We start from the raw sequence: 18,908 nt of genomic DNA on the forward strand, positions 1-18,908 counted from the left end.
CTGCACCAAAGCTTCCACCCGGACGAGCCAGATAAATTTCGAGGTCACTGGTATAGGTATGAGGAATATTTACAGTAACCCCTAACCTGCCATCCTGAAAGTGAAGAAGGTAAGCCTGAAGCGGAAATTAAAGAAGTTATTCCGGTTGCATTATTGTCAATGATTGCTGTATTAGGATTTACCGTAGATGAAAAATTAGCATTGCTGGTGGCTGTTAAATTAATCAATGATCCGATACAGGGTGTTGCAACGGAGGCTCCTGCTGTTACTGAAGGAGGCCCCAATGTAAGTACACTTACTAAAACTGCATTTGAGGGTAACTGACACGAAGAAAGTCCAATTGTAGAAACAGTCACCCGACGAAACCAGGTATTTACGCTGATACCTGCCGGTGGATCATAACTATCGCCTGTTTCACCGGGAATAGTTGAAAAACCTGCGCTTGCACTTGTAGTACTGCTTTCCCAGTAATAAGTAATGGTTCCATCTCCGGAACCTAACACATCATTTGAAATTAATGCCGGATCACCACCGGGACAAATAGTTTGTGCACCGATAATTGAACCTGCATTTACATTGATGACTGAAATGGTTGCGGTATTATTTATTGATATTGCATTTGAGCATATGGGACTGGTACCGCTTGAAAGATTTGTTATTGTAATTAGCGTATTACCGCCATTGGCAAGTGCGCTTGTAGAAAATGATCCGCTACCTGCAGTTGTGATCGTCATTGATGTAGTTGCACCGGTTGCAGAATTAGCTCCGGAAAGATCATAAGTTACTGTATACGTTCCTTCCGGTAATTCAGCAGCAGAACCACTTAAGTTAACTATTGCGGATGCACCGGAGCATATTTCAGATCCAATTGTAACGCTACTTAAACCATATGTTGGACAAGTCCAGGTGACAATGACTCTACCATTAGCTCCCGCACCTCCTGTTTGAGATCCGAATGTTCCGGTTCTAACACCGCCTCCACCACCTCCGGGTACTGATCCCGGTAATCCGTTACCGTTCGACCCTGTTCTTCCGTTTCCGCCATTTCCTCCACCTGAAGGAGCAATACCGCCATTGGAGGTTGATCCGTTAGCACCTGCAGCAGCTGTTCCGGCTGATGAACCACCGCCACCGCCATAGTTATTGCTGGATCCATTTGCACCGATTCCACCTGGGAATCTGACATCACCAATTGACGCAATTGCTGATCCTCCTGAAGCACCGGAAGTTCCATTGTTACTAACTGATGAGCCACCTTTCGCTAGTACAGAGGAGGCTGATCCAAACCAGGAATCTCCACCGGCTCCGGTTCCTGTACTACCGGTTCCAACAGTAATCGTATAGCTGGTGCCAGGAACAACAGCAAAAGCGTTGGATCGGGAATAAGCCCCTCCGCCGCCTCCACCGGTTTCAGCACCATTGAAAATTGTTGAACCGCCTTTGCCACCGCCACCCCAGCATTCCACTGTGATAGACGTAACACCCGCGGGTGCTACCCACGTGCTCGACGATGAATAGGTTTGCGAGGTCTGTGCGATGCTTGACCATGAGCTGAGAATGAAGGCAAACATCAGCAATAGATGTTGCCGGAAATGCTTCAAAGTGAATGAATTCACTACTGAGGCTTTCATAAATTTCAGAGTAGAAATAGTGTTCATGCGGATTTTTATTTAGCAGCAAGTTCCGATCTTAACCGAGTTCTGCTCAAAAAATTTGGCAAAAGCATGCCTATCCTTTGGTAAAACATACCTAATCTTAGGTAGGGGGGGCGTTTGAAGGATTGTTAATTACTAATTGTTTTGAAAAATAAAATATTGAAAATCAATTATTTGATTTTATGTAAAATGAACAAATTTGTTGTAGACCACAGGTGCTACATTCAGGATTTTTAGCTTTACAAGTATAGCGTCCATGCAAAATGAGCCAATGGTGCGCCAGCGGAATATCTTCCTCCGGTATATATTTAACTAATTGCTTTTCAGTAGATAATGGAGTCTTTGCGTTAACGGTTAATCCTAACCTGGCTGAAACCCTGAAAACATGGGTGTCTACTGCCATCGCCGGCAAATCGTATACAACGGATGCAATAACATTGGCAGTTTTTCTTCCAACACCGGGAAGTTGAATAAGTTCCTCAATAGTGTAAGGAACTTCTCCTCCGAACTTTTCAACCAGCATTTGCGCCATTCCGGCAAGGTGTTTTGCCTTGTTATTGGGGTAACTGATACTCTTTATAAGTGGAAAAATATCTTCTGGTTGTGCTGTGGCCAGATGCTCGGCATCAGGAAATACATTGAAAAGTGAAGGGGTAACCATATTGACTCGTTTATCGGTACATTGTGCAGATAAGATCACCGCAACGAGTAATTCAAAAGGATTGGTATAATACAATTCCGTTTCCGCATCGGGTCGATGTTTTTTAAAATAATTAATAAAATATTCGAATCTTTCCTTTCTGGTCATAAATAGAAATGCCGCCTGTAAAGTTATTACAAGCGGCATAATTTCTTTATTCTTTTTTTAAACCCGCTGCAAGGGAGCTGTCAGGTTTGCATAGGCCATTATGGTCGCAATGCTTTTCGGAGAAGCATTCATTAAAGTGCGGTCTATCAAATCCCGCGCGGCAATGAGGTTGCTAAACTCCTCTTCAACTTCAACGTGATTATCGATGGCTTTTTGAACCATTACTGTATCCGACATCTCCGTTTCATTGTAAAGGTAAAGAATAAGTTGATCAAGTGTAACCGTCTCGTTCATAGGCGTTATATACATTTTTAACACTCTATTAACGATAAATTTTCCGGCGTATTGTTTAACGGGTTAAAACAAGTTGTTTTTCATTAATTAATTTTCTCAAATTAATAAGGGCATAGCGCATTCTACCAAGAGAGGTATTAATACTCACATGTGTACAATCCGCTATCTCTTTGAAACTCATATTAGCAAAGTGTCGCATAATCACCACCTCCCGCTGATCATAAGGAAGTTCTTCGATCAGTCTTCGAACATCGACCTGAATTTGCTCCTCTATCATTTTATCCTCAATGTTTCCATCTTCTAAAGGAATGGTATCAAAAACACTGTACTCATCCGTGTCATATACCATTGGCATTCTTTTCAAACTCCTGAAATGGTCAATGACGAGATTATGGGCAATACGTAGCACCCAGGAAATAAATTTCCCTTCTTCGTTATAATTTCCTGATCTGAGTGTGTTTATGACTTTAATAAACGTTTCCTGAAAAATGTCATCGGATAGCTCTTTGTCCTTTACCAGCAGATAAATACTGGTAAAAATTTTACGTTCATGTCGCAGAATTAACTCCTGCAGTGTAGCTTCATTTCCTTTGAGAAATTCAGATACTAGTTCCTGGTCGGTTTTCTTTACTTTACACATAGTTCTTTCCCCTTTGAATTGGTTTGGATGAATTAAACTGGTAGGGTTATGTGTAGAGTTTTCGACCTATAGGCTATCTTTTGTTGTTGGACAGAGTTATATTAAACTGTTAACGCAAAATAAAGTTGTGTATTGTGTACGCACCTTTATTATTAATCAAATATACAAACATTATCTCCTATTCCCAAAAATAATTCCTGATTGAATGATTATTTTTAGTTTTTTACAGCTTTCTGACGAACCTGCTTCGGTTGAATCTATAATTTAGCAGAGAATCCTTACTATGAAAAAACTCACTCTGCTTGTCGTTAATTTATTAATAATTAGTCAATTATCTTTTTCGCAAACACCCGCCACCCCAACTCCGGAATTTGATAAGAGCACCTTATTATATAAAGGAGAGGAAAAGCATTTATCAAATGTGAAACAACTCACCTTTGGAGGCGATAACGCTGAAGCGTATTTCAGCTTTGACAGTAAGAGCATTACTTTTCAGAATACATATAAAGAATGGGGAAATAGTTGCGATCAGATCTACTATTTTAAATTGGCAGATACCGATATGAAAGCGGGACCTCCCCAGCTGATCAGCACCGGAAAAGGCAGAACTACCTGCGCCTATTTTTTGCCGGGTGACTCCCTCATATTATATGCATCGACTCATGAGGGTGAAGAGGCTTGTCCGGCATTACCTGCAAAGAGGGAAGATGGTAAATACGTTTGGGCCATTTATCCCGATTTTGATATTTATGTTGCTGATTTAACCGGTAAGGTGAAAATGAAATTGACCAATGAACCGGGTTATGATGCAGAAGGTACTGTATCTCCGGATGGCAAAAAGATTGTCTTTACCAGTATGAGATCCGGTGATCTGGAATTGTATACCATGGATGTAGACGGGAAAAATGTAAAACAGGTGACCAGTGAATTGGGCTATGATGGTGGCGCTTTCTTTTCTCCGGATAGTAAGAAACTTATCTTCCGCGCCTCACGTCCAACAACCGAAGAAGAAGTGGCTACCTATAAAGCCTTACTCGAAGAAAACCTCGTTCAGCCCACACATATGGAGTTGTATGTATGTAATGTCGATGGGTCTGATATGAAGAAAATAACGAATTTGCCGAATGCCAGTTGGGCCCCTTTCTTTCATCCTTCCGGTAAACAAATTATCTTTTCATCGAATCATGCTTCAAAAAGAGGATTGCCTTTTAATCTCTGGATGGTAGATCTTGAAGGTAAAAATCTTCGTCAGATTACATTTGATAGTATGTTTGATGCATTTCCTATGTTTTCACCCGATGGAAAAAAATTGATTTTCTCTTCTAATCGTAATAACAACGGGACCAAGGATACTAATTTATTTATCGCTGACTGGAACGATTAGACGGAAATCTGGAAAATAGAAATCACTACTTTTTACGAACTGATTTGAGTGTGATCAGATTCATCGGATTCATGTTTAATCCTTCAATATTGTTTTGGGTCAATCGAAGGACTTTGTCATAGTATAAAATAATTACCGGAGATTCAACCATCATCATAGCGTCCATCTCGTGATATATACGCTCTCGTTCACCTGATATTGGAGTTCTCATGGCCTTATTATATAAGGAGTCGAAACGGGGATTGGAGTAATGCGTGTAATTGGGTCCGACAGGCGCTTTGTTCGTGGATCTGAATAAGGAAAGATAATTTTCTGCATCTGCATAGTCACCAATCCAGGATCCCCGAAAAAAGGATAATTGTTGTTTGGATACCATCTGTCGATGTTGGGCTGCCTGATTGATCTCGAGTTTTATTTTGATTCCGAGATCCGCCAGTTGTCCCTGCATGTATTCACATAAATCCTGATAGGCGTGAGTAGTACTCATGGTAATTTCAGGTAAGCCTTTGCCGTTAGGATAACCGGCTTCTGCCAGTAATGCTGCTGCTTTTGTGGGTTGGTAGTCGTAACCAACGTTGGACATTTCTTCAAAACCGGGCATTCCTAAAGGGACAATTCCACCTGTACCGGGTGTGGCCATTCCATTTCTTAAATAGCGAATCATCTTTACCCTGTCAAAGCCATAGTTGATTGCTTTCCGTATGCGTATATCATTCAATGGATTGTTCAGCATTCCGGGTAATTCCTTATCCATTAAAATTCCCAGATATTCTGTATTCAGATAAGGTGACGTTTCCATTCTGAACTTCCCCTGATATTTAGGTCGTAATGTTCCGTTATTGGTGAGCAAGTCGTCTTTATAGCTCGCATCTAATCCGGAAATGAGATCAAGTTTGCCTTTTAAGAATTCCATGAAAGCACTTTGCTTATCATTGATAAAAGATATCATAACGGCATCTAAATAAGGGAGCTTAATTCCATCTGCATCCCTTTCAAAATAATTTTCATGGCGATGGAGGATCAACGCAGATCTTTCTATCCAGTCATGAAAAACAAAGGGGCCTGTTCCAACAGGATTTCTCCGGAAGTCCTTTCCATATTTTGAAACGATCTCCTTTGGTACAACCGCACAATAGGCAGAACCAAGAAGTCCCAATAAGGGGGGGAATGCTTTTTCAAGATAAATGCTAAAGGTGCTATCATTTTCAGCAACAAAACCATCAACTCTATTTTGAGAATTCCTCCTCACTGATTGGAAAACCCATGAACCCGGAGAGGCTGTTTTTTCATCACAAATTCTATTGAAGCTGAAAACGAAATCATCGGCTATGACGATCCTGTTTTTTTCCAAAATGGGGTGATCATGAAATTGTACGTCCTGTTTCAAGTGAAAGGTGTATTTCATCCCATCCTCACTGACTTCCCATAGCCGTGCAATACATGGAGTCGGCTGTAACTGATCGTTTAGTTGAACCAGCCCATTGAAAAGCTGATTACATGCCCAGATATTCGCCTGATTATTTGCAAAGGCCGGATCAAGTGATGTGATTCCCGCAGATTCATTGTATCGGAATACCTCTTTATTTAATTTCTCCTTTCCGGGGCCAGTGCATGAAGTAAGCATCTGAAATAAAAGAAGAAAGAAGAGTAGCCGATGTGACATTGCTGCAAAAATATCATTATTATATAAGGAGATGGTTATATTTCCCTTACTTCTATATCAAGTCACTTAAATATTATAGATGATTGAAAGTCAGAGTGTAAATGATGCTTTTTGCAAGGATTTCATGGTTTCCGGAAATCCATATAAATCGAAAGATGCAGCCTAATATCATTACCTTTGCCGACTTATGAATACAGTGGCATTTCATACGCTCGGGTGTAAACTTAATTTTTCAGAAACATCTACCCTTGCCCGGCAATTTCGTTCGGCCGGTTGGAAGCGTGTTGAATTTCCTGAAGCTGCGGATGTTTATGTTGTCAATACCTGTTCTGTCACCGAAAATGCGGACAAGGAGTGTCGCAGTATCGTCAATCGGGCGATGTCTGCCAACCCGGAAGGGAAAATGATTATCGTGGGATGTTATGCGCAGTTGAAGCCGGATGAAATTGCCGCAATTCCTGGTGTAGACCTGGTGCTTGGGGCAACGGAGAAGTTCAATGTGTTGAATTATTTGGCAGGATTGGAGAAATCGGGAAATGGAAAAGTGCTTTCCTGTGAAATAAGTGCAGCCGATTCTTTTATCAGTGCCTGGTCTTCCGGTGACAGAACCCGTACCTTTTTAAAGGTTCAGGATGGATGTGATTACAATTGTTCGTTTTGCACGATACCACTTGCCAGAGGACGATCAAGAAGTAATTCAATTAAGAATGTTCTTGAGCAGGTTAAGGAATTAACTGCAAGTGGTGTGCAGGAGATTATTTTAACAGGCGTTAATCTGGGGGATTTCGGTATTCTAAATGAGGAAGGTAAACATGAAGAAAATTTCACAGACTTGGTGAGCGCACTCGAAAGAGTGGAAAGTTTGAAGAGATTACGGTTTTCTTCCGTTGAGCCCAATCTTCTTACAGAGGAAGTTATTCGTATAGCCGCTCAATCGAGTAGGATAATGCCGCATTTTCACATGCCACTTCAAAGTGGGGCGGATGAAATATTGGGAAAGATGCGCAGACGGTACAAACGGGAGTTGTATCAGGAGAAGGTGAATCTCATTAAATCGCTAATCCCTCATGCTTCCATTGGTGTGGATGTTATTGTTGGATTTCCGGGAGAAACAGAAGGCCATTTTGAAGAAACGTATAATTTTCTCCATCAATTGCCGGTGAGCTATTTCCATGTCTTTACCTATTCTGAAAGAAATAATACACTCGCTGCGCAGATGAATCAGGTTGTCCCCATGCCGGTCAGGAAATATAGAAATAGCAGACTGAGAAATCTATCTGCAAAAAAATTACATGATTTCACGGTGGAGAATTTGGGCAGAGTATGGCCTGTACTTTTTGAAGAAGAAGAAAATGAAGGTGCAATGTTTGGATATACCTCTAATTATATTCGTGTAGAGCACCCATTCAGAGCTGATTTTGTTAACAGAATTGTAGATTGTGAAATGGAAGAAATAGGCAACAGAGGTCTGGTGAAGGCGGCACCTGTGCTTGCCACGAAAAATATTGCTACCTTCTGTTAAATATATATATGTATCCAACCATATCCGATTTATTGCATGATCTTTTTGGATTAAACCTTCCGCTCCCCATCCAGAGTTTCGGGTTTATGCTGGCGCTCTCCTTCCTTCTTGCGGCGTACACCGTGAAACTGGAATTGATCCGCAAGGAAAAATTGGGTTTGGTAAAATCGCATGTTAAGGAAAGTATGAAAGGTGCAGCAGCGACTTTTTCTGATTTAGCCTCTTCTTTTTTAATAGGATTCGTACTGGGTTATAAGTTTGTTTATGCTGCCATCAATTATTCACTATTTGTTGAAGACACGCAAGGTGTGTTGCTTTCACTCACGGGAAATCCTTTGGGTGGATTGCTGGTGGGTTCCTTAATGGCGTATATGCAGTATCGTGAGAAGGAAAAAGAGCGACTTCCTCAACCCAAAATGGTGCAGGAAACAGTCCATCCTTTTCAGCTTGTTTCTAATATCACCATCATCGCGGCCATTAGTGGGATTATCGGTGCGAAAATTTTTCATAACCTTGAGAATCTCCATGAGTTCAGAGAGAATCCGTTGGAAGCGTTGATTTCATTCAGTGGGTTAACCATGTATGGAGGATTAATTGCCGGAACGATCGCAGTGATGCGTTATGGAAGTAAAAATGGAATGCCGCCATTGGTGCTTGCGGATGCTACTGCTCCCGGACTAATGTTATCTTATGGTACCGGACGTTTGGGTTGTCAGATTTCAGGTGATGGTGACTGGGGGATTGTAAATTTAAGTCCAAAGCCCGATTGGTTATCATGGCTTCCGGATTGGTTTTGGGCCTATGATTATCCACATAATGTGATCAGTGCAGGTGTTCCCATTCCCGGATGCGAAGGAAAGCATTGTATGGTTCTGCCGGAAACGGTTTTTCCAACACCACTCTATGAAGCGCTGGCATGTGTCTTGTTATTTTTTGTTTTGTGGGGTTTCAGAAAGAAATTGGTGCGCACCGGACAATTGTTTTTTCTGTATCTGATTTTTAACGGCATTGAACGGTTTCTGATAGAGAAAATAAGAGTAAATAATAAATTTGACTTTCTCGGAATGACAGTGACACAAGCAGAAGTAATTGCTTCAGCCCTTATTATTACAGGAATTGCAGGCTATATTTATTGTTCAAAAAAACACCATCCTGATGGAAGAGTTGCAACTGGATAATATCTGTTCTAAAGCAAGGCAGGTCGTAGCCCTCGCAGTCGAATTTTTACGGCGCGAACGTGCACGTTTCGACAATGGTAAAGTAGAGTATAAAGGATTCAATGATTTGGTGTCCTATGTAGATAAAGGCAGCGAGAAATTATTGGTAGACGGATTAATGCCACTGATCCCGAATGCAGGATTTATTACTGAAGAGAATACGTTAACTATAACGGACCGTGAGTGGAAATGGATCATTGATCCTTTAGATGGCACCACTAATTTTGTTCATGGTATTCCTTGTTTTTGTGTGAGTGTCGGACTCATGTATAATGAAAAGATGGTGTTGGGAATTGTCCATGAAGTTAATCTGGATGAATGTTTTTATGGATGGAAGGGCGGAGGAGTTTATTTAAACGGACTTGCAATAAAGGTTTCGGTAACGAAGGAGCTTAAAAAATCATTGATAGCTACCGGGTTTCCTTATACCAATTATGAACGCATGGGACCTTATATGCAGGTCTTTGATTTTTGCATGAGAAATACGCAAGGTCTTAGAAGACTTGGATCTGCTGCCGTTGATTTGGCGTATGTAGCCTGCGGAAGATTTGAAGGATTTTACGAATATGGGTTGAATGCATGGGATGTTGCAGCGGGAGTATTTCTGGTGCAAGAGGCAGGTGGGACCGTGGGAGATTTTCAAGGAGGTGATAATTGTATTTTCGGAAAAGAAATTATAGCCACCAATGCCATGGTATTTGATGAGTTTCTTGGAGAAGTGAAAATGGCATTTCAGCCTTGAGGATAGGTTCTGTTTAAAAGTGGAGCAGCGTAAAGAGGATGTGATCCTGTTTAAAGGGAATCTAAAGCAACAACATTGAAGAAATTATCGGGTAGTAGTAGTTTTATATCTACTCATTATTGTCCATATCCTGCTTTTGCGCCCTTGATTTATGTTTAAGTACTTTTGCTTCGATATAAAAAATAATTTCTTCTGCAATGTTTTTACACTGATCGCCTACTCTTTCTAATTTTCGAATAGTGCTCAATAAATAAAGACTTTGGTTGATTCGGTCAGTATTGGAACGAATAAAATCGGCTACAGCCTGATTGGCGTTCAGATTGATTTCGTCCAGAATTTCATCTTTCTTAAAAACGCTTCTCGCTAAGCGGGTATCTTCTTTATCAAAAGCTTCCATGACGTCCTGAAGAATGATGATACCGGTATCATACATTTCAACCATTCTTGTGGTTTCAAGGAGTGATTTTTCCGGTTCGAGTTTTATGTTAAGCACAAACTGACAAATACCTTCGGCAATATCTCCAATACGTTCAAGATTGGAGTTAATCTTCATACAGGCCAGCACAAAACGGAGGTCAATCGCCACGGGATTAAAGAGTGCAATGATGTTTTCACAGTCTCTGTCTAGTTTTAATTCAAAGCCATTTACCCTTTTCTCATTGACAAGCACTTCTCTTGCCAGATCTTTATCCAGAAGAATCAACGCGTCTTTAGATTTCTCCAACTGTGACTTCACCAGAGAAAACATCTCCAGCATTTCACTTTTTAAATTCTTTAATTCACTATCTAAATGCGACATGGTAGGGTAGGGTATGAAATTCGTTGTTTAATTTTCTTTTTTTATTTTATTTTAACCAAAGCGACCGGTAATATAATCCTGTGTACGGACATCGCTTGGGTTCATGAATATTTTTTTAGTAGTATCATATTCCACCAGCTCTCCGAGGTAGAAAAAGGCCGTTGTATCGCTAACGCGACCGGCTTGCTGCATATTGTGAGTAACGATGATAATGGTGTACTGCGACTTTAATTCATAGATAAGTTCTTCGATTTTCGCAGAGGAGATGGGGTCAAGGGCAGAGGCCGGTTCGTCCATCAGAAGTACAGAGGGTTCAGTTGCAATAGCTCTTGCAATACACAATCTTTGTTGCTGTCCGCCGGATAAAGCCAGCGCTGATTTTTTCAGATTGTCTTTTACTTCTTCCCATAGTGCGGATTGACGTAAAGATCTTTCTACAGTTTCATCGAGCAGGTTTTTATTGTTGACTCCCCGGATACGTAATCCATAAATTACATTTTCATAAATACTTTTAGGAAATGGATTTGGTTTTTGAAAAACCATGCCGATCTTTTTCCGGAGATCTTCTACACGCATATCATTCCTGTAGATATCTTTTCCGTCCATCAGCACATCGCCCTCCTTCCTGAATCCTTCAATCAGGTCATTCATCCTATTGTAAAGGCGGAGAAAAGTAGACTTGCCACAACCTGATGGACCTATAAAAGCGGCTACTGAATTCGCATCAATATCCAGACTCACGTTTTTGATGACGTGTGTTTGGTCATAGAAGACGTTCACATTTTTTGCTTCCAGTTTTTTACTCATATACTTTCCGAATGTAGGCCGTTTTTACCATTTGATTTTTTTCTGCCATTTATTTCTAAAATAAATCGCTATTCCATTCATGAGAAATGTTACTAACAATAAGATGATGATAGCAGCTGCTGCATTAATTACAAATCCTTGCTGAGGACGTGAAGCCCAATTGTATATCTGAATAGGCAAAACAGAAAATTCATCCAGTGGAGTTGAAGGAGCAAAAGGAACATAGGCCAATGCGCCCACCACAATGAGAGGAGCTGCTTCACCTACAGCCCTGGAGAGGGCTAGTATAACACCGGTAAGAATTCCTCCGCCTGATGCCGGCAGGACCTGGTACCATATGGTCTGCCATTTGGTAGCACCAAGGGCAAGTGAAGCTTCTCTTAAACTCCTTGGAACAGCACGTACAGATTCTCTCGTTGCAACTATAATAATAGGGAGGATCAATAACGATAAGGTTAAAGCGCCGGTCAATACACTTTGCCCTAATCCCATTACTCTTGCGAAAATTTCTAACCCAAGAAGTCCATAAATAATAGATGGTATTCCGGCCAGATTGGTAATGTTAATTTCAAGTATCGCCGCGAAACGATTTCTTTTACCGTACTCTTCCAGATACAATCCTGCGAAGACTCCAAGAGGAATAGCAATAATAGCGGTAAGAAAAAGAATCCAGCAGGTTCCCATCAATGCGGTGAATATTCCGGCTTTCTCCGGGAAACGGGATGGGAGGTTGGTCAGGAAATCCCAACTGATTCTGTCGATTCCTTTTAAAACAACATCTCCTACAAAAATAGCAAGCATAAATAATCCAAAAAAGGTACAGAAAATACCAAAAACCTTAAAGGCTTTATCCTTAAATCGGTTCATGCTGATCTTATTCATACTTCTGTTGGTATTTTTTCTTAAACCAGAAGCTTAAGTTGTTTAACGTAAACGTCAAAACAAACAATGAAATTCCTGCAGCAAATATCGTTCTGTATTCGAGAGATCCATGGGGTACATCTCCCATACTGATTTGTACAATATAAGTGGTAATAGTTTGAATAGGTACTGTTGGATCCAGTGTCATATTCGGTTGCATTCCCGCAGCTATGGCAACAATCATGGTTTCACCAACTGCCCGTGAAATCGCCAGAATAACGGAGACGATGATACCCGATGAGGCCGCAGGAACAAGAACATTAAAGGAAGTTTGTAATCGTGTTGCACCCAATCCATACGATGCTTCACGGAGTGACTTAGGCACAGCATACAAAGCATCCTGACTAAGAGAGGAAATCAGCGGAATGATCATAATGCCCATTACAAAACCGGCACTTAATGCATTGAAGCTGGAGAGAGAAGGAATGAAGTTTTGCAAGAAAGGCGTAACAACAGTTAGTGCAAAGTATCCGTAAACCACCGTAGGTACCGCAGCCAATATTTCAAGAACAGGTTTAACACGGGTGCTAAATGATGAAGGAGCGTATTCATTCATGTACACAGCAATCGTAAGTCCAATGGGAAGGGCAAAAAATATGGCGATAAACGAAGTGAGAATGGTTCCGGTAAGTAAGGGTAAAATACCAAAGTGTTTATCGCTAAAAAGAGGAGTCCATTGTGTATCCGTTAAAAAGTCAACTATAGATACTTCATTAAAAAATCGAATAGTTTCTGCTCCAAGTGTGTACAAAATACCGGCTGTGATCAACACCGTCATTGCTGCACATAGTGCCAGAAACGAAACAATGACTTTCTCCGGAATTTTCATAAGTAGATAATAAAGCCCGACAAAGATAGTTTGCCGGGCTTTACATGGATGAATAGAATGTTATTTCTTTGAGGAGTGGTATTGAAGGAATTTATCTTGTTGTGCCTTATATTCTTCCGGACGCAAAGGCACGAATCCTACCGCCTTTGTTAATTCAGAAGCATTTGCCAGATAAAAATCAATGAATGAAATGGTTTCCGGACGCTGAACTGCTTTTGAGTTTACATAGATGAACAATGGGCGCGATAAAGGTGAATAACTTTTATCAAGAACAGTTTCCTGCGTAGGTAATATTCCACCTTTGCCATTTGCATCGTTTTGATCATCAATAGGAACAGCCTTGAGTTTCGCTTTATTTTCTTCAAAATAAGCCAGTCCAAAGAAACCTAAAGCAAATTTATCTCCGGAAACGCCTTGCACCAGTACATTGTCATCTTCACTTCCGGTATAATCTCCACGGCTGGAATGACTCTTGCCTACAATGACTTCAGTAAAATAATCATAGGTGCCTGATTCAACACCGGCGCCGTATAAATGAATTTCTTCTTTAGGCCATTCCGGACGAATTTGGTTCCAGTATTTTATTTTGCCTTGTGCTTCAGGCTCCCAAATCTTTTTCAGCTCTGCAACTGTAATTTCTTTAACCCAATCGTTTTGAGGATTTACGGTGACCACTAAGCCGTCATATCCAACTTCAAGTTCAATATAATCAATATTGTTTTCTTTGCAGGAAGCGATTTCTTCTTCCTTAATACTTCTGGAAGCATCATTGATGTCAATTTCTCCACGTGAGAACTTTTTAAAACCACCACCGGTTCCTGATAAACCTACTGTCACTTTAACATCGGGAAATTCTTTACGATACTCTTCTGCAACAGCTTCAGTAATCGGATAAACCGTACTGGAACCATCAACACTGATTGACCCACTAAGTTTACTTTCATTTCCGGTTTCGGTACTTTCTGATTTTTTTTGACCACAAGCAGCAAGGAGAGCTATGGATGCCAGAAGGATTAATTTTTTCATTTTTTGTATTTACGGTTTAATTGATGATGAGTAGAATATGGTTGGAAATGTAAAGTATTGATTACCAGATTTTTTGGTTAGATTTATTTTCTATTTCCACTGCAAAGAGATTAAGAAAATGTTAGGGATATATTTCCTCAATGTTAATTTAATATTAAGTCACAAAAAAAGCTCCCTGTCATATAACAGAGAGCTTTTATGAAATGAACTATTAATTTATTAATAATCAGTATTTTGAGGGTCCCAGTTCGCCCAACCGCTGGTCCAGTCTGTGTTTCCATCAAAGGCTCCGCGGAAAGTAACTACATCAAATCCGCTCAGATTACTTGAACTAAAATCAGCACCACTTAATAATATAGAACCAACCACCGGAATAAAGTTAGGTGTACTGGCATAAGGCGCACTAGCCAAACCAGTATTGTCATATTGAATGCTATTTCCATAAGCCACATTATTAAACCAGTTGCTTATATTAAATGTAGATCCACTTGCCACAGAAAGAGGAGTATTGCATGTAGCGATAATCGTATTTTTTACCTGGAGTAAATCACCCGTAGCATTACCTTCAGTACCTGTACCATCTACTAATAACCCCACAGGATAACCTGAAATGAGAGAATTGTAAATGCAGGTTTGTGTGTTACGGCGTAGATGTGCTCCACGTTTGAAATTTGAATTGACACTTGAACTGGTGTCTTGCTTTGGTCCAAAAACACTGATGTTAGAGAAGATAGCTTTTGTGCCGGGACTAGCAGTTGAACCGTTCGCATCATTATCAGATTCAAATCCATTAGAACCGGAAACATCTGCGATGTTCGGATCACGTAGGATCACTCCAAATTGAATTTTTCCGCTGTATCCATTGTCAGTATCCAGATCATCATCAACAGTCTTAAAGGAGATGATATGTTTAAGGTTAACATTACCGCCAAACATTTCATAAGCATCATCTCCGCAATAGGAAACCTGAATATAGTCAATCTCAGTTGCCGAGCCAACACCGCCTAAAGTCAAACCATTAATTTCCTGATTAGGCTGGAAGGGGATACCTGCATATTCAATTCTAACATATTTTAATGCACCACTGTTATCATTCGCAACTGTTCCGCCATAAAGTGCATCCGGACCTCCTTCAATTTGTCCTTCACTGCCGGGTAAATTGATTGGAGCGTTTCCGCAGATAATGATACCACCCCAATCACCGGGATTGCGTGTGCCGATGGCCTGAGATGAAGTAAATACAATAGGAAATGCTGCTGTACCAATGGCATTAATTTTTCCGCCGCGTTTTACAATCAATGACCCTTTAGAGGCTTTATCACCTTTAATAACTGTTCCCGGCTGAATGTTCAATACTCCGCCCTGATCTACGTATATGAATCCTTTTACAAGATAAGTTTTGCTACTGTCCCATGTGACGGATTGGTTGGTTGTTCCTTCCACCTGAACCGTTCCGTCGGAAAGTGTAGTGAGTGTGAAGTTTAATACTGTTGCAGGAGTCGTTTCTTCATCCTTGTCTTTTTTACAACCCGTGAATACTGAGGTTGATATGGCCAATGCAATCATCATTTTGATAGCGAATTGTCCACTGGTAATTTTGTTTTTCATTGTTTGTTTATTTTCTTGTTTGTTCCGGATACAAGATTACCGGAACTGAATTTTCATTATGTTAATGTAACTTGAAGTAAATGTTAAATTTTAAATGAGTATGTCCATTAACGTTGGTTAATTCTCCGGGTGATCGTAAGATTTAATATCTTACAGAAATTCCCAGTGTATAATAAGATCCTCTTTTGAAGCGTAGAATTAATTCATCATTGCTATTCACATTCCCATCATCGTTTGAATCCTGTCGAAGTACGGTGGCCTGATTTAACAAATCCATAACTCCTGCTTTAATCTCGAAATTTTTTCCAAATCCTTTTGTGATGGTAAAATCAACAACATTCCTTGGTAACTCATAAACATCCGGTGTTCCTTCGGTTCCTACAACCAATAACCGTTTACCGATGATCTTGTATTGGAGATTACACTGAAGTTTATATTCAGGTTGATTATAATAGATGCCGGTATTTATTACATAAGGAGATTGACCCATCATGATTCTTTTCTTGTCTTGTCCAACCGCATTGTCACCGAGATTCACCTGACTGATAACATAAGAGGCATTGGCACCAATAGAGAAGCGGCTTAAGAATCCGGCTTTGAAGACAGGCTCCAGTGACTTACGTACTTCGACTTCAGCACCTGTACTGAAGGCACTGGTGGCATTTCTGAATTCGAAATTTCTTGTGCCACCTGATCCTGCACCGGGTTTGAAGTATTGCTCAATAGGATTGGTAAAATTTTTATAGAATAATCCAAATGAGATAAGTTCACCGGCTGCAGGGTAGTTCTCCCAGCGTAAATCCAGATTGTCAATGGTGGGTGTCTCGAGAGATGGATTTCCAAAAAGAACGTTATTGAAAACGAAGTCGTAGTATGCGAATGGGGCAATTTCTCTGAATTCAGGTCTGTTTACAGTGCGTGCATAGGCAAACCGAACTAATGATTTTTGGGTGATATTAATACTTAAGTTAAGAGAAGGAAGGAAGCTGCTGATAGGATTGTCAATAATGAGCGGATTACCGTTGTTATCGGAGCTTTCCAGTTGCAGACGGTTGTATTCATAGCGTACACCACCGGAAATACTAACGGCATCACTGATGGGCCATGTCGTTCCAATGTACGCTGCAGATAATAAATTGGTGGCATCATAACGGTCAGTTCCATTGGTGCCTTCATCAATTTTGAAACCGGTACTGTCATTAAAATTGTTGTCGTCAAATACCTGATCAAGAGGTAACATCAGCAGGTCGTTATCGAATTTGTCCACTCTGGATTTCGTGTAAGCCAGCCATCTTGCATTAAAGGTTCGGTTCTTAAATTCTGTATAGAAACCGGCTCTGATTTTTATTTTCCGGGTTTCACTTAATTGCTTTATTTGGTGTTCAATGTTTGCACTAGACATGATGATGTCTTCATCCAGCGTAGAGTAAAATCTTCCTGCATCCGCTTGAGAAGCAGTTGTATTTACCTGAATAAAATATTGAGGAAGATTATCAACGAGACTGCGGAAAGTACGTATGCGTCTATAATCAGGCTCATTGGTGTGGGTAACACTGTATCCACCCGTCCAGGTGAAGGAAGTTTTCTCCTGATTGAAGTCATGAGAACCGGAAATTTGTCCTGAATATACTTTCCTTTCAAAATACCTGAAAGCATAATTGCGTACATCATTCCCTTCCTCAATATTGTAACCGGTTCGAATTGTTGTTCCATTGGAGCCGCTTTGATTATATAGGTTTCGGAATTCTATTTTATTTCTTGGATTAATAAGTAAACTGAAATTACTTAAAAGTCCGAGCGATACTTTGTTAATAGATGTAAGGTCGTTGAAATTATATATGGTGTCACTGACATTATTTTCAATATCGAATTGATTATAGTTCAGGTTTTCGGCCGTTCGCGTTTCATAAGTATTACCATAGTTGATGCCACTGATATTAGCTGCCTTTACTTTACCGATGTTGAATTTTTTTGCGAATCCCAGACTGAAGCGTTGATCAATGGGTGCCGATTGTTCTTTTGCAATCCACGTATTGGGAAGTTGCTTCGCTAATTCTACTTGTTGCGCGGGGCTTAATCCGGAGATAGTAGCAGGAAAATCGGAGGGGAGATCACGACTTCCATTGTCCATGCCCAACCAATCGGTGTTGCTCAGGGAAGCTCTGTTAAAATTTTTGAAAGTGGTATTGTTTCTGACACCTAGAGTAATGCTTGCATTAATATAATCTTCGTCCGGTATGTTTTTGGTGTAAACTTTTACAACTCCACCCGCAAATTCTCCCGGCAATTCAGGAGCACCGGTTTTGTAGATGAGTACACGATCCAGCATACTGCTCGGGATAATATCAAACGAAAAAGCTTTTTTATCCGGCTCAGCACTGGGCGCAAGCGCATCATTTAAGAGTACTGAATTGTAACGTTCACTTAAGCCTCTGATAACGATAAAACGATCTTCCATAACAGTAACGCCGGGCAATCGTTTTATTACTTCGGAAGCACTGCGATCCTGTGTTTTTGCAATCTGCTGGCTGGATACACCGTTAACGATCTGTTCAGAACTTCTCATTTCTGCAAGTACGGCGTTTTCAGTATTGGTGATTCGGGTAGAAATTACCTCCGCATCTTTAAGAACTTTTGTATTACTTTCCATCTTTAGGTTGAGCGATGTAGACTCATTCTCCTTTATAATAATACCCGGAAGGGACTCTGCATTATATCCAACGAAGGATATTTTAATGGTGTATGTACCCACCGGCACCTTCTCTATAATATAATCACCGTCTATATTTGTAACCGCACCCAGCGATGTGCCTTCTATGGCTACAGTAGCTCCAATGAGTGTTTCAGCGTTAGTTTTGTCGGTTAATTTTCCGCGAAGGCTTCCGGTTTGAGCTACCAGAATTTGAGCGTAAGCTGTTAATAAACAGCAAATTATCAGAGTTTTTGTTCTTGATTTCATAGGGTAGAAATTCCTTAACAAAGAACCGCACTGA

Annotated in this window: 16 protein-coding genes; 4 read left to right on the top strand and 12 right to left on the bottom strand. The window is 40.5% G+C overall.

The window, feature by feature from the left end:
* Positions 1 to 44: 44 nt before the first annotated feature.
* The 4 genes from IPJ86_09460 to IPJ86_09475 form a co-directional block, all read right to left on the bottom strand.
* Positions 45 to 1,631: a hypothetical protein gene (locus IPJ86_09460; protein ID MBK7887503.1), complete on the bottom strand. Its 1,587-nt coding sequence runs from the start codon at positions 1,629 to 1,631 to the stop codon at positions 45 to 47.
* Positions 1,632 to 1,821: 190 nt separating this feature from the next.
* Positions 1,822 to 2,463, bottom strand: a complete 642-nt coding sequence (nth, locus tag IPJ86_09465; protein MBK7887504.1) for an endonuclease III — start codon at positions 2,461 to 2,463, stop codon at positions 1,822 to 1,824.
* A gap of 57 nt (positions 2,464 to 2,520) precedes the next feature.
* On the bottom strand, positions 2,521 to 2,757 hold the full coding sequence (locus IPJ86_09470) for a hypothetical protein (GenBank protein ID MBK7887505.1): 237 nt from the start codon (positions 2,755 to 2,757) through the stop codon (positions 2,521 to 2,523).
* Between the two features lie 55 nt (positions 2,758 to 2,812).
* Complete coding sequence (locus tag IPJ86_09475) at positions 2,813 to 3,397, bottom strand: sigma-70 family RNA polymerase sigma factor (protein ID MBK7887506.1); 585 nt, start codon at positions 3,395 to 3,397, stop codon at positions 2,813 to 2,815.
* 283 nt (positions 3,398 to 3,680) lie between these two features.
* Between IPJ86_09475 and IPJ86_09480 the strand changes: the two genes are divergently transcribed.
* Positions 3,681 to 4,781, top strand: a complete 1,101-nt coding sequence (locus tag IPJ86_09480; protein MBK7887507.1) for a PD40 domain-containing protein — start codon at positions 3,681 to 3,683, stop codon at positions 4,779 to 4,781.
* Positions 4,782 to 4,806: 25 nt separating this feature from the next.
* On the opposite strand, the gene IPJ86_09485 is transcribed toward IPJ86_09480, so the two are convergent.
* A complete protein-coding gene (locus IPJ86_09485) occupies positions 4,807 to 6,444 on the bottom strand; it encodes an ABC transporter substrate-binding protein (GenBank protein MBK7887508.1) in 1,638 nt (545 codons plus the stop codon).
* Between the two features lie 187 nt (positions 6,445 to 6,631).
* On the opposite strand from IPJ86_09485, the gene mtaB reads away from it, so the two are divergent.
* From mtaB to IPJ86_09500, 3 genes are read left to right on the top strand one after another with little or no spacing between them, the layout of a single operon-like run.
* A complete protein-coding gene (gene mtaB / locus IPJ86_09490; protein MBK7887509.1) occupies positions 6,632 to 7,966 on the top strand; it encodes a tRNA (N(6)-L-threonylcarbamoyladenosine(37)-C(2))-methylthiotransferase MtaB in 1,335 nt (444 codons plus the stop codon).
* Positions 7,967 to 7,974: 8 nt separating this feature from the next.
* Positions 7,975 to 9,144: a prolipoprotein diacylglyceryl transferase gene (locus tag IPJ86_09495; protein ID MBK7887510.1), complete on the top strand. Its 1,170-nt coding sequence runs from the start codon at positions 7,975 to 7,977 to the stop codon at positions 9,142 to 9,144.
* On the top strand, positions 9,122 to 9,925 hold the full coding sequence (locus IPJ86_09500; protein MBK7887511.1) for an inositol monophosphatase: 804 nt from the start codon (positions 9,122 to 9,124) through the stop codon (positions 9,923 to 9,925). Before IPJ86_09495 ends, IPJ86_09500 begins: the two co-directional genes overlap by 23 nt.
* Positions 9,926 to 10,034: 109 nt before the next feature.
* Here IPJ86_09500 and phoU read toward each other — a convergent pair whose 3' ends face one another.
* From phoU to IPJ86_09535, 7 genes are all read right to left on the bottom strand, one after another.
* Positions 10,035 to 10,724, bottom strand: a complete 690-nt coding sequence (phoU, locus tag IPJ86_09505) for a phosphate signaling complex protein PhoU (GenBank protein MBK7887512.1) — start codon at positions 10,722 to 10,724, stop codon at positions 10,035 to 10,037.
* A 51-nt stretch (positions 10,725 to 10,775) separates the two neighbouring features.
* The gene (pstB, locus tag IPJ86_09510) at positions 10,776 to 11,531 is read right to left on the bottom strand and encodes a phosphate ABC transporter ATP-binding protein (protein ID MBK7887513.1); all 756 of its coding nucleotides are present in this window, start codon (positions 11,529 to 11,531) and stop codon (positions 10,776 to 10,778) included.
* Positions 11,532 to 11,555: 24 nt separating this feature from the next.
* Entirely contained in the window at positions 11,556 to 12,413 is an 858-nt protein-coding gene (pstA, locus tag IPJ86_09515; GenBank protein ID MBK7887514.1) for a phosphate ABC transporter permease PstA, read from the bottom strand.
* Complete coding sequence (pstC, locus tag IPJ86_09520; GenBank protein ID MBK7887515.1) at positions 12,406 to 13,281, bottom strand: phosphate ABC transporter permease subunit PstC; 876 nt, start codon at positions 13,279 to 13,281, stop codon at positions 12,406 to 12,408. Before pstC ends, pstA begins: the two co-directional genes overlap by 8 nt.
* A 60-nt stretch (positions 13,282 to 13,341) precedes the next feature.
* The gene (locus tag IPJ86_09525) at positions 13,342 to 14,307 is read right to left on the bottom strand and encodes a PstS family phosphate ABC transporter substrate-binding protein (protein ID MBK7887516.1); all 966 of its coding nucleotides are present in this window, start codon (positions 14,305 to 14,307) and stop codon (positions 13,342 to 13,344) included.
* 219 nt (positions 14,308 to 14,526) lie between these two features.
* Complete coding sequence (locus tag IPJ86_09530) at positions 14,527 to 15,876, bottom strand: T9SS C-terminal target domain-containing protein (GenBank protein MBK7887517.1); 1,350 nt, start codon at positions 15,874 to 15,876, stop codon at positions 14,527 to 14,529.
* A 181-nt stretch (positions 15,877 to 16,057) separates the two neighbouring features.
* Entirely contained in the window at positions 16,058 to 18,874 is a 2,817-nt protein-coding gene (locus IPJ86_09535; protein ID MBK7887518.1) for a carboxypeptidase-like regulatory domain-containing protein, read from the bottom strand.
* Between the last annotated feature and the right edge of the window lie 34 nt (positions 18,875 to 18,908).

The organism is Bacteroidota bacterium, assembly GCA_016713925.1.
Taxonomy (GTDB): Bacteria; Bacteroidota; Bacteroidia; order AKYH767-A; family OLB10; genus JAJTFW01.

What these genes read in the sequence shown, in the direction of transcription:
- phoU (MBK7887512.1), bottom strand. Translation starts at nt 10,724, where the DNA reads ATGTCGCATTTAGATAGTGAATTAAAGAATTTAAAAAGTGAAATGCTG.
- pstC (MBK7887515.1), bottom strand. Translation starts at nt 13,281, where the DNA reads ATGAAAATTCCGGAGAAAGTCATTGTTTCGTTTCTGGCACTATGTGCA.
- IPJ86_09535 (MBK7887518.1), bottom strand. Translation starts at nt 18,874, where the DNA reads ATGAAATCAAGAACAAAAACTCTGATAATTTGCTGTTTATTAACAGCT.
- IPJ86_09500 (MBK7887511.1), top strand. Translation starts at nt 9,122, where the DNA reads ATGGAAGAGTTGCAACTGGATAATATCTGTTCTAAAGCAAGGCAGGTC.
- IPJ86_09470 (MBK7887505.1), bottom strand. Translation starts at nt 2,757, where the DNA reads ATGAACGAGACGGTTACACTTGATCAACTTATTCTTTACCTTTACAAT.
- IPJ86_09525 (MBK7887516.1), bottom strand. Translation starts at nt 14,307, where the DNA reads ATGAAAAAATTAATCCTTCTGGCATCCATAGCTCTCCTTGCTGCTTGT.
- nth (MBK7887504.1), bottom strand. Translation starts at nt 2,463, where the DNA reads ATGACCAGAAAGGAAAGATTCGAATATTTTATTAATTATTTTAAAAAA.
- mtaB (MBK7887509.1), top strand. Translation starts at nt 6,632, where the DNA reads ATGAATACAGTGGCATTTCATACGCTCGGGTGTAAACTTAATTTTTCA.
- IPJ86_09480 (MBK7887507.1), top strand. Translation starts at nt 3,681, where the DNA reads ATGAAAAAACTCACTCTGCTTGTCGTTAATTTATTAATAATTAGTCAA.
- IPJ86_09475 (MBK7887506.1), bottom strand. Translation starts at nt 3,397, where the DNA reads ATGTGTAAAGTAAAGAAAACCGACCAGGAACTAGTATCTGAATTTCTC.
- IPJ86_09530 (MBK7887517.1), bottom strand. Translation starts at nt 15,876, where the DNA reads ATGATGATTGCATTGGCCATATCAACCTCAGTATTCACGGGTTGTAAA.
- IPJ86_09495 (MBK7887510.1), top strand. Translation starts at nt 7,975, where the DNA reads ATGTATCCAACCATATCCGATTTATTGCATGATCTTTTTGGATTAAAC.
- pstA (MBK7887514.1), bottom strand. Translation starts at nt 12,413, where the DNA reads ATGAATAAGATCAGCATGAACCGATTTAAGGATAAAGCCTTTAAGGTT.
- IPJ86_09460 (MBK7887503.1), bottom strand. Translation starts at nt 1,631, where the DNA reads ATGAAAGCCTCAGTAGTGAATTCATTCACTTTGAAGCATTTCCGGCAA.
- IPJ86_09485 (MBK7887508.1), bottom strand. Translation starts at nt 6,444, where the DNA reads ATGTCACATCGGCTACTCTTCTTTCTTCTTTTATTTCAGATGCTTACT.
- pstB (MBK7887513.1), bottom strand. Translation starts at nt 11,531, where the DNA reads ATGAGTAAAAAACTGGAAGCAAAAAATGTGAACGTCTTCTATGACCAA.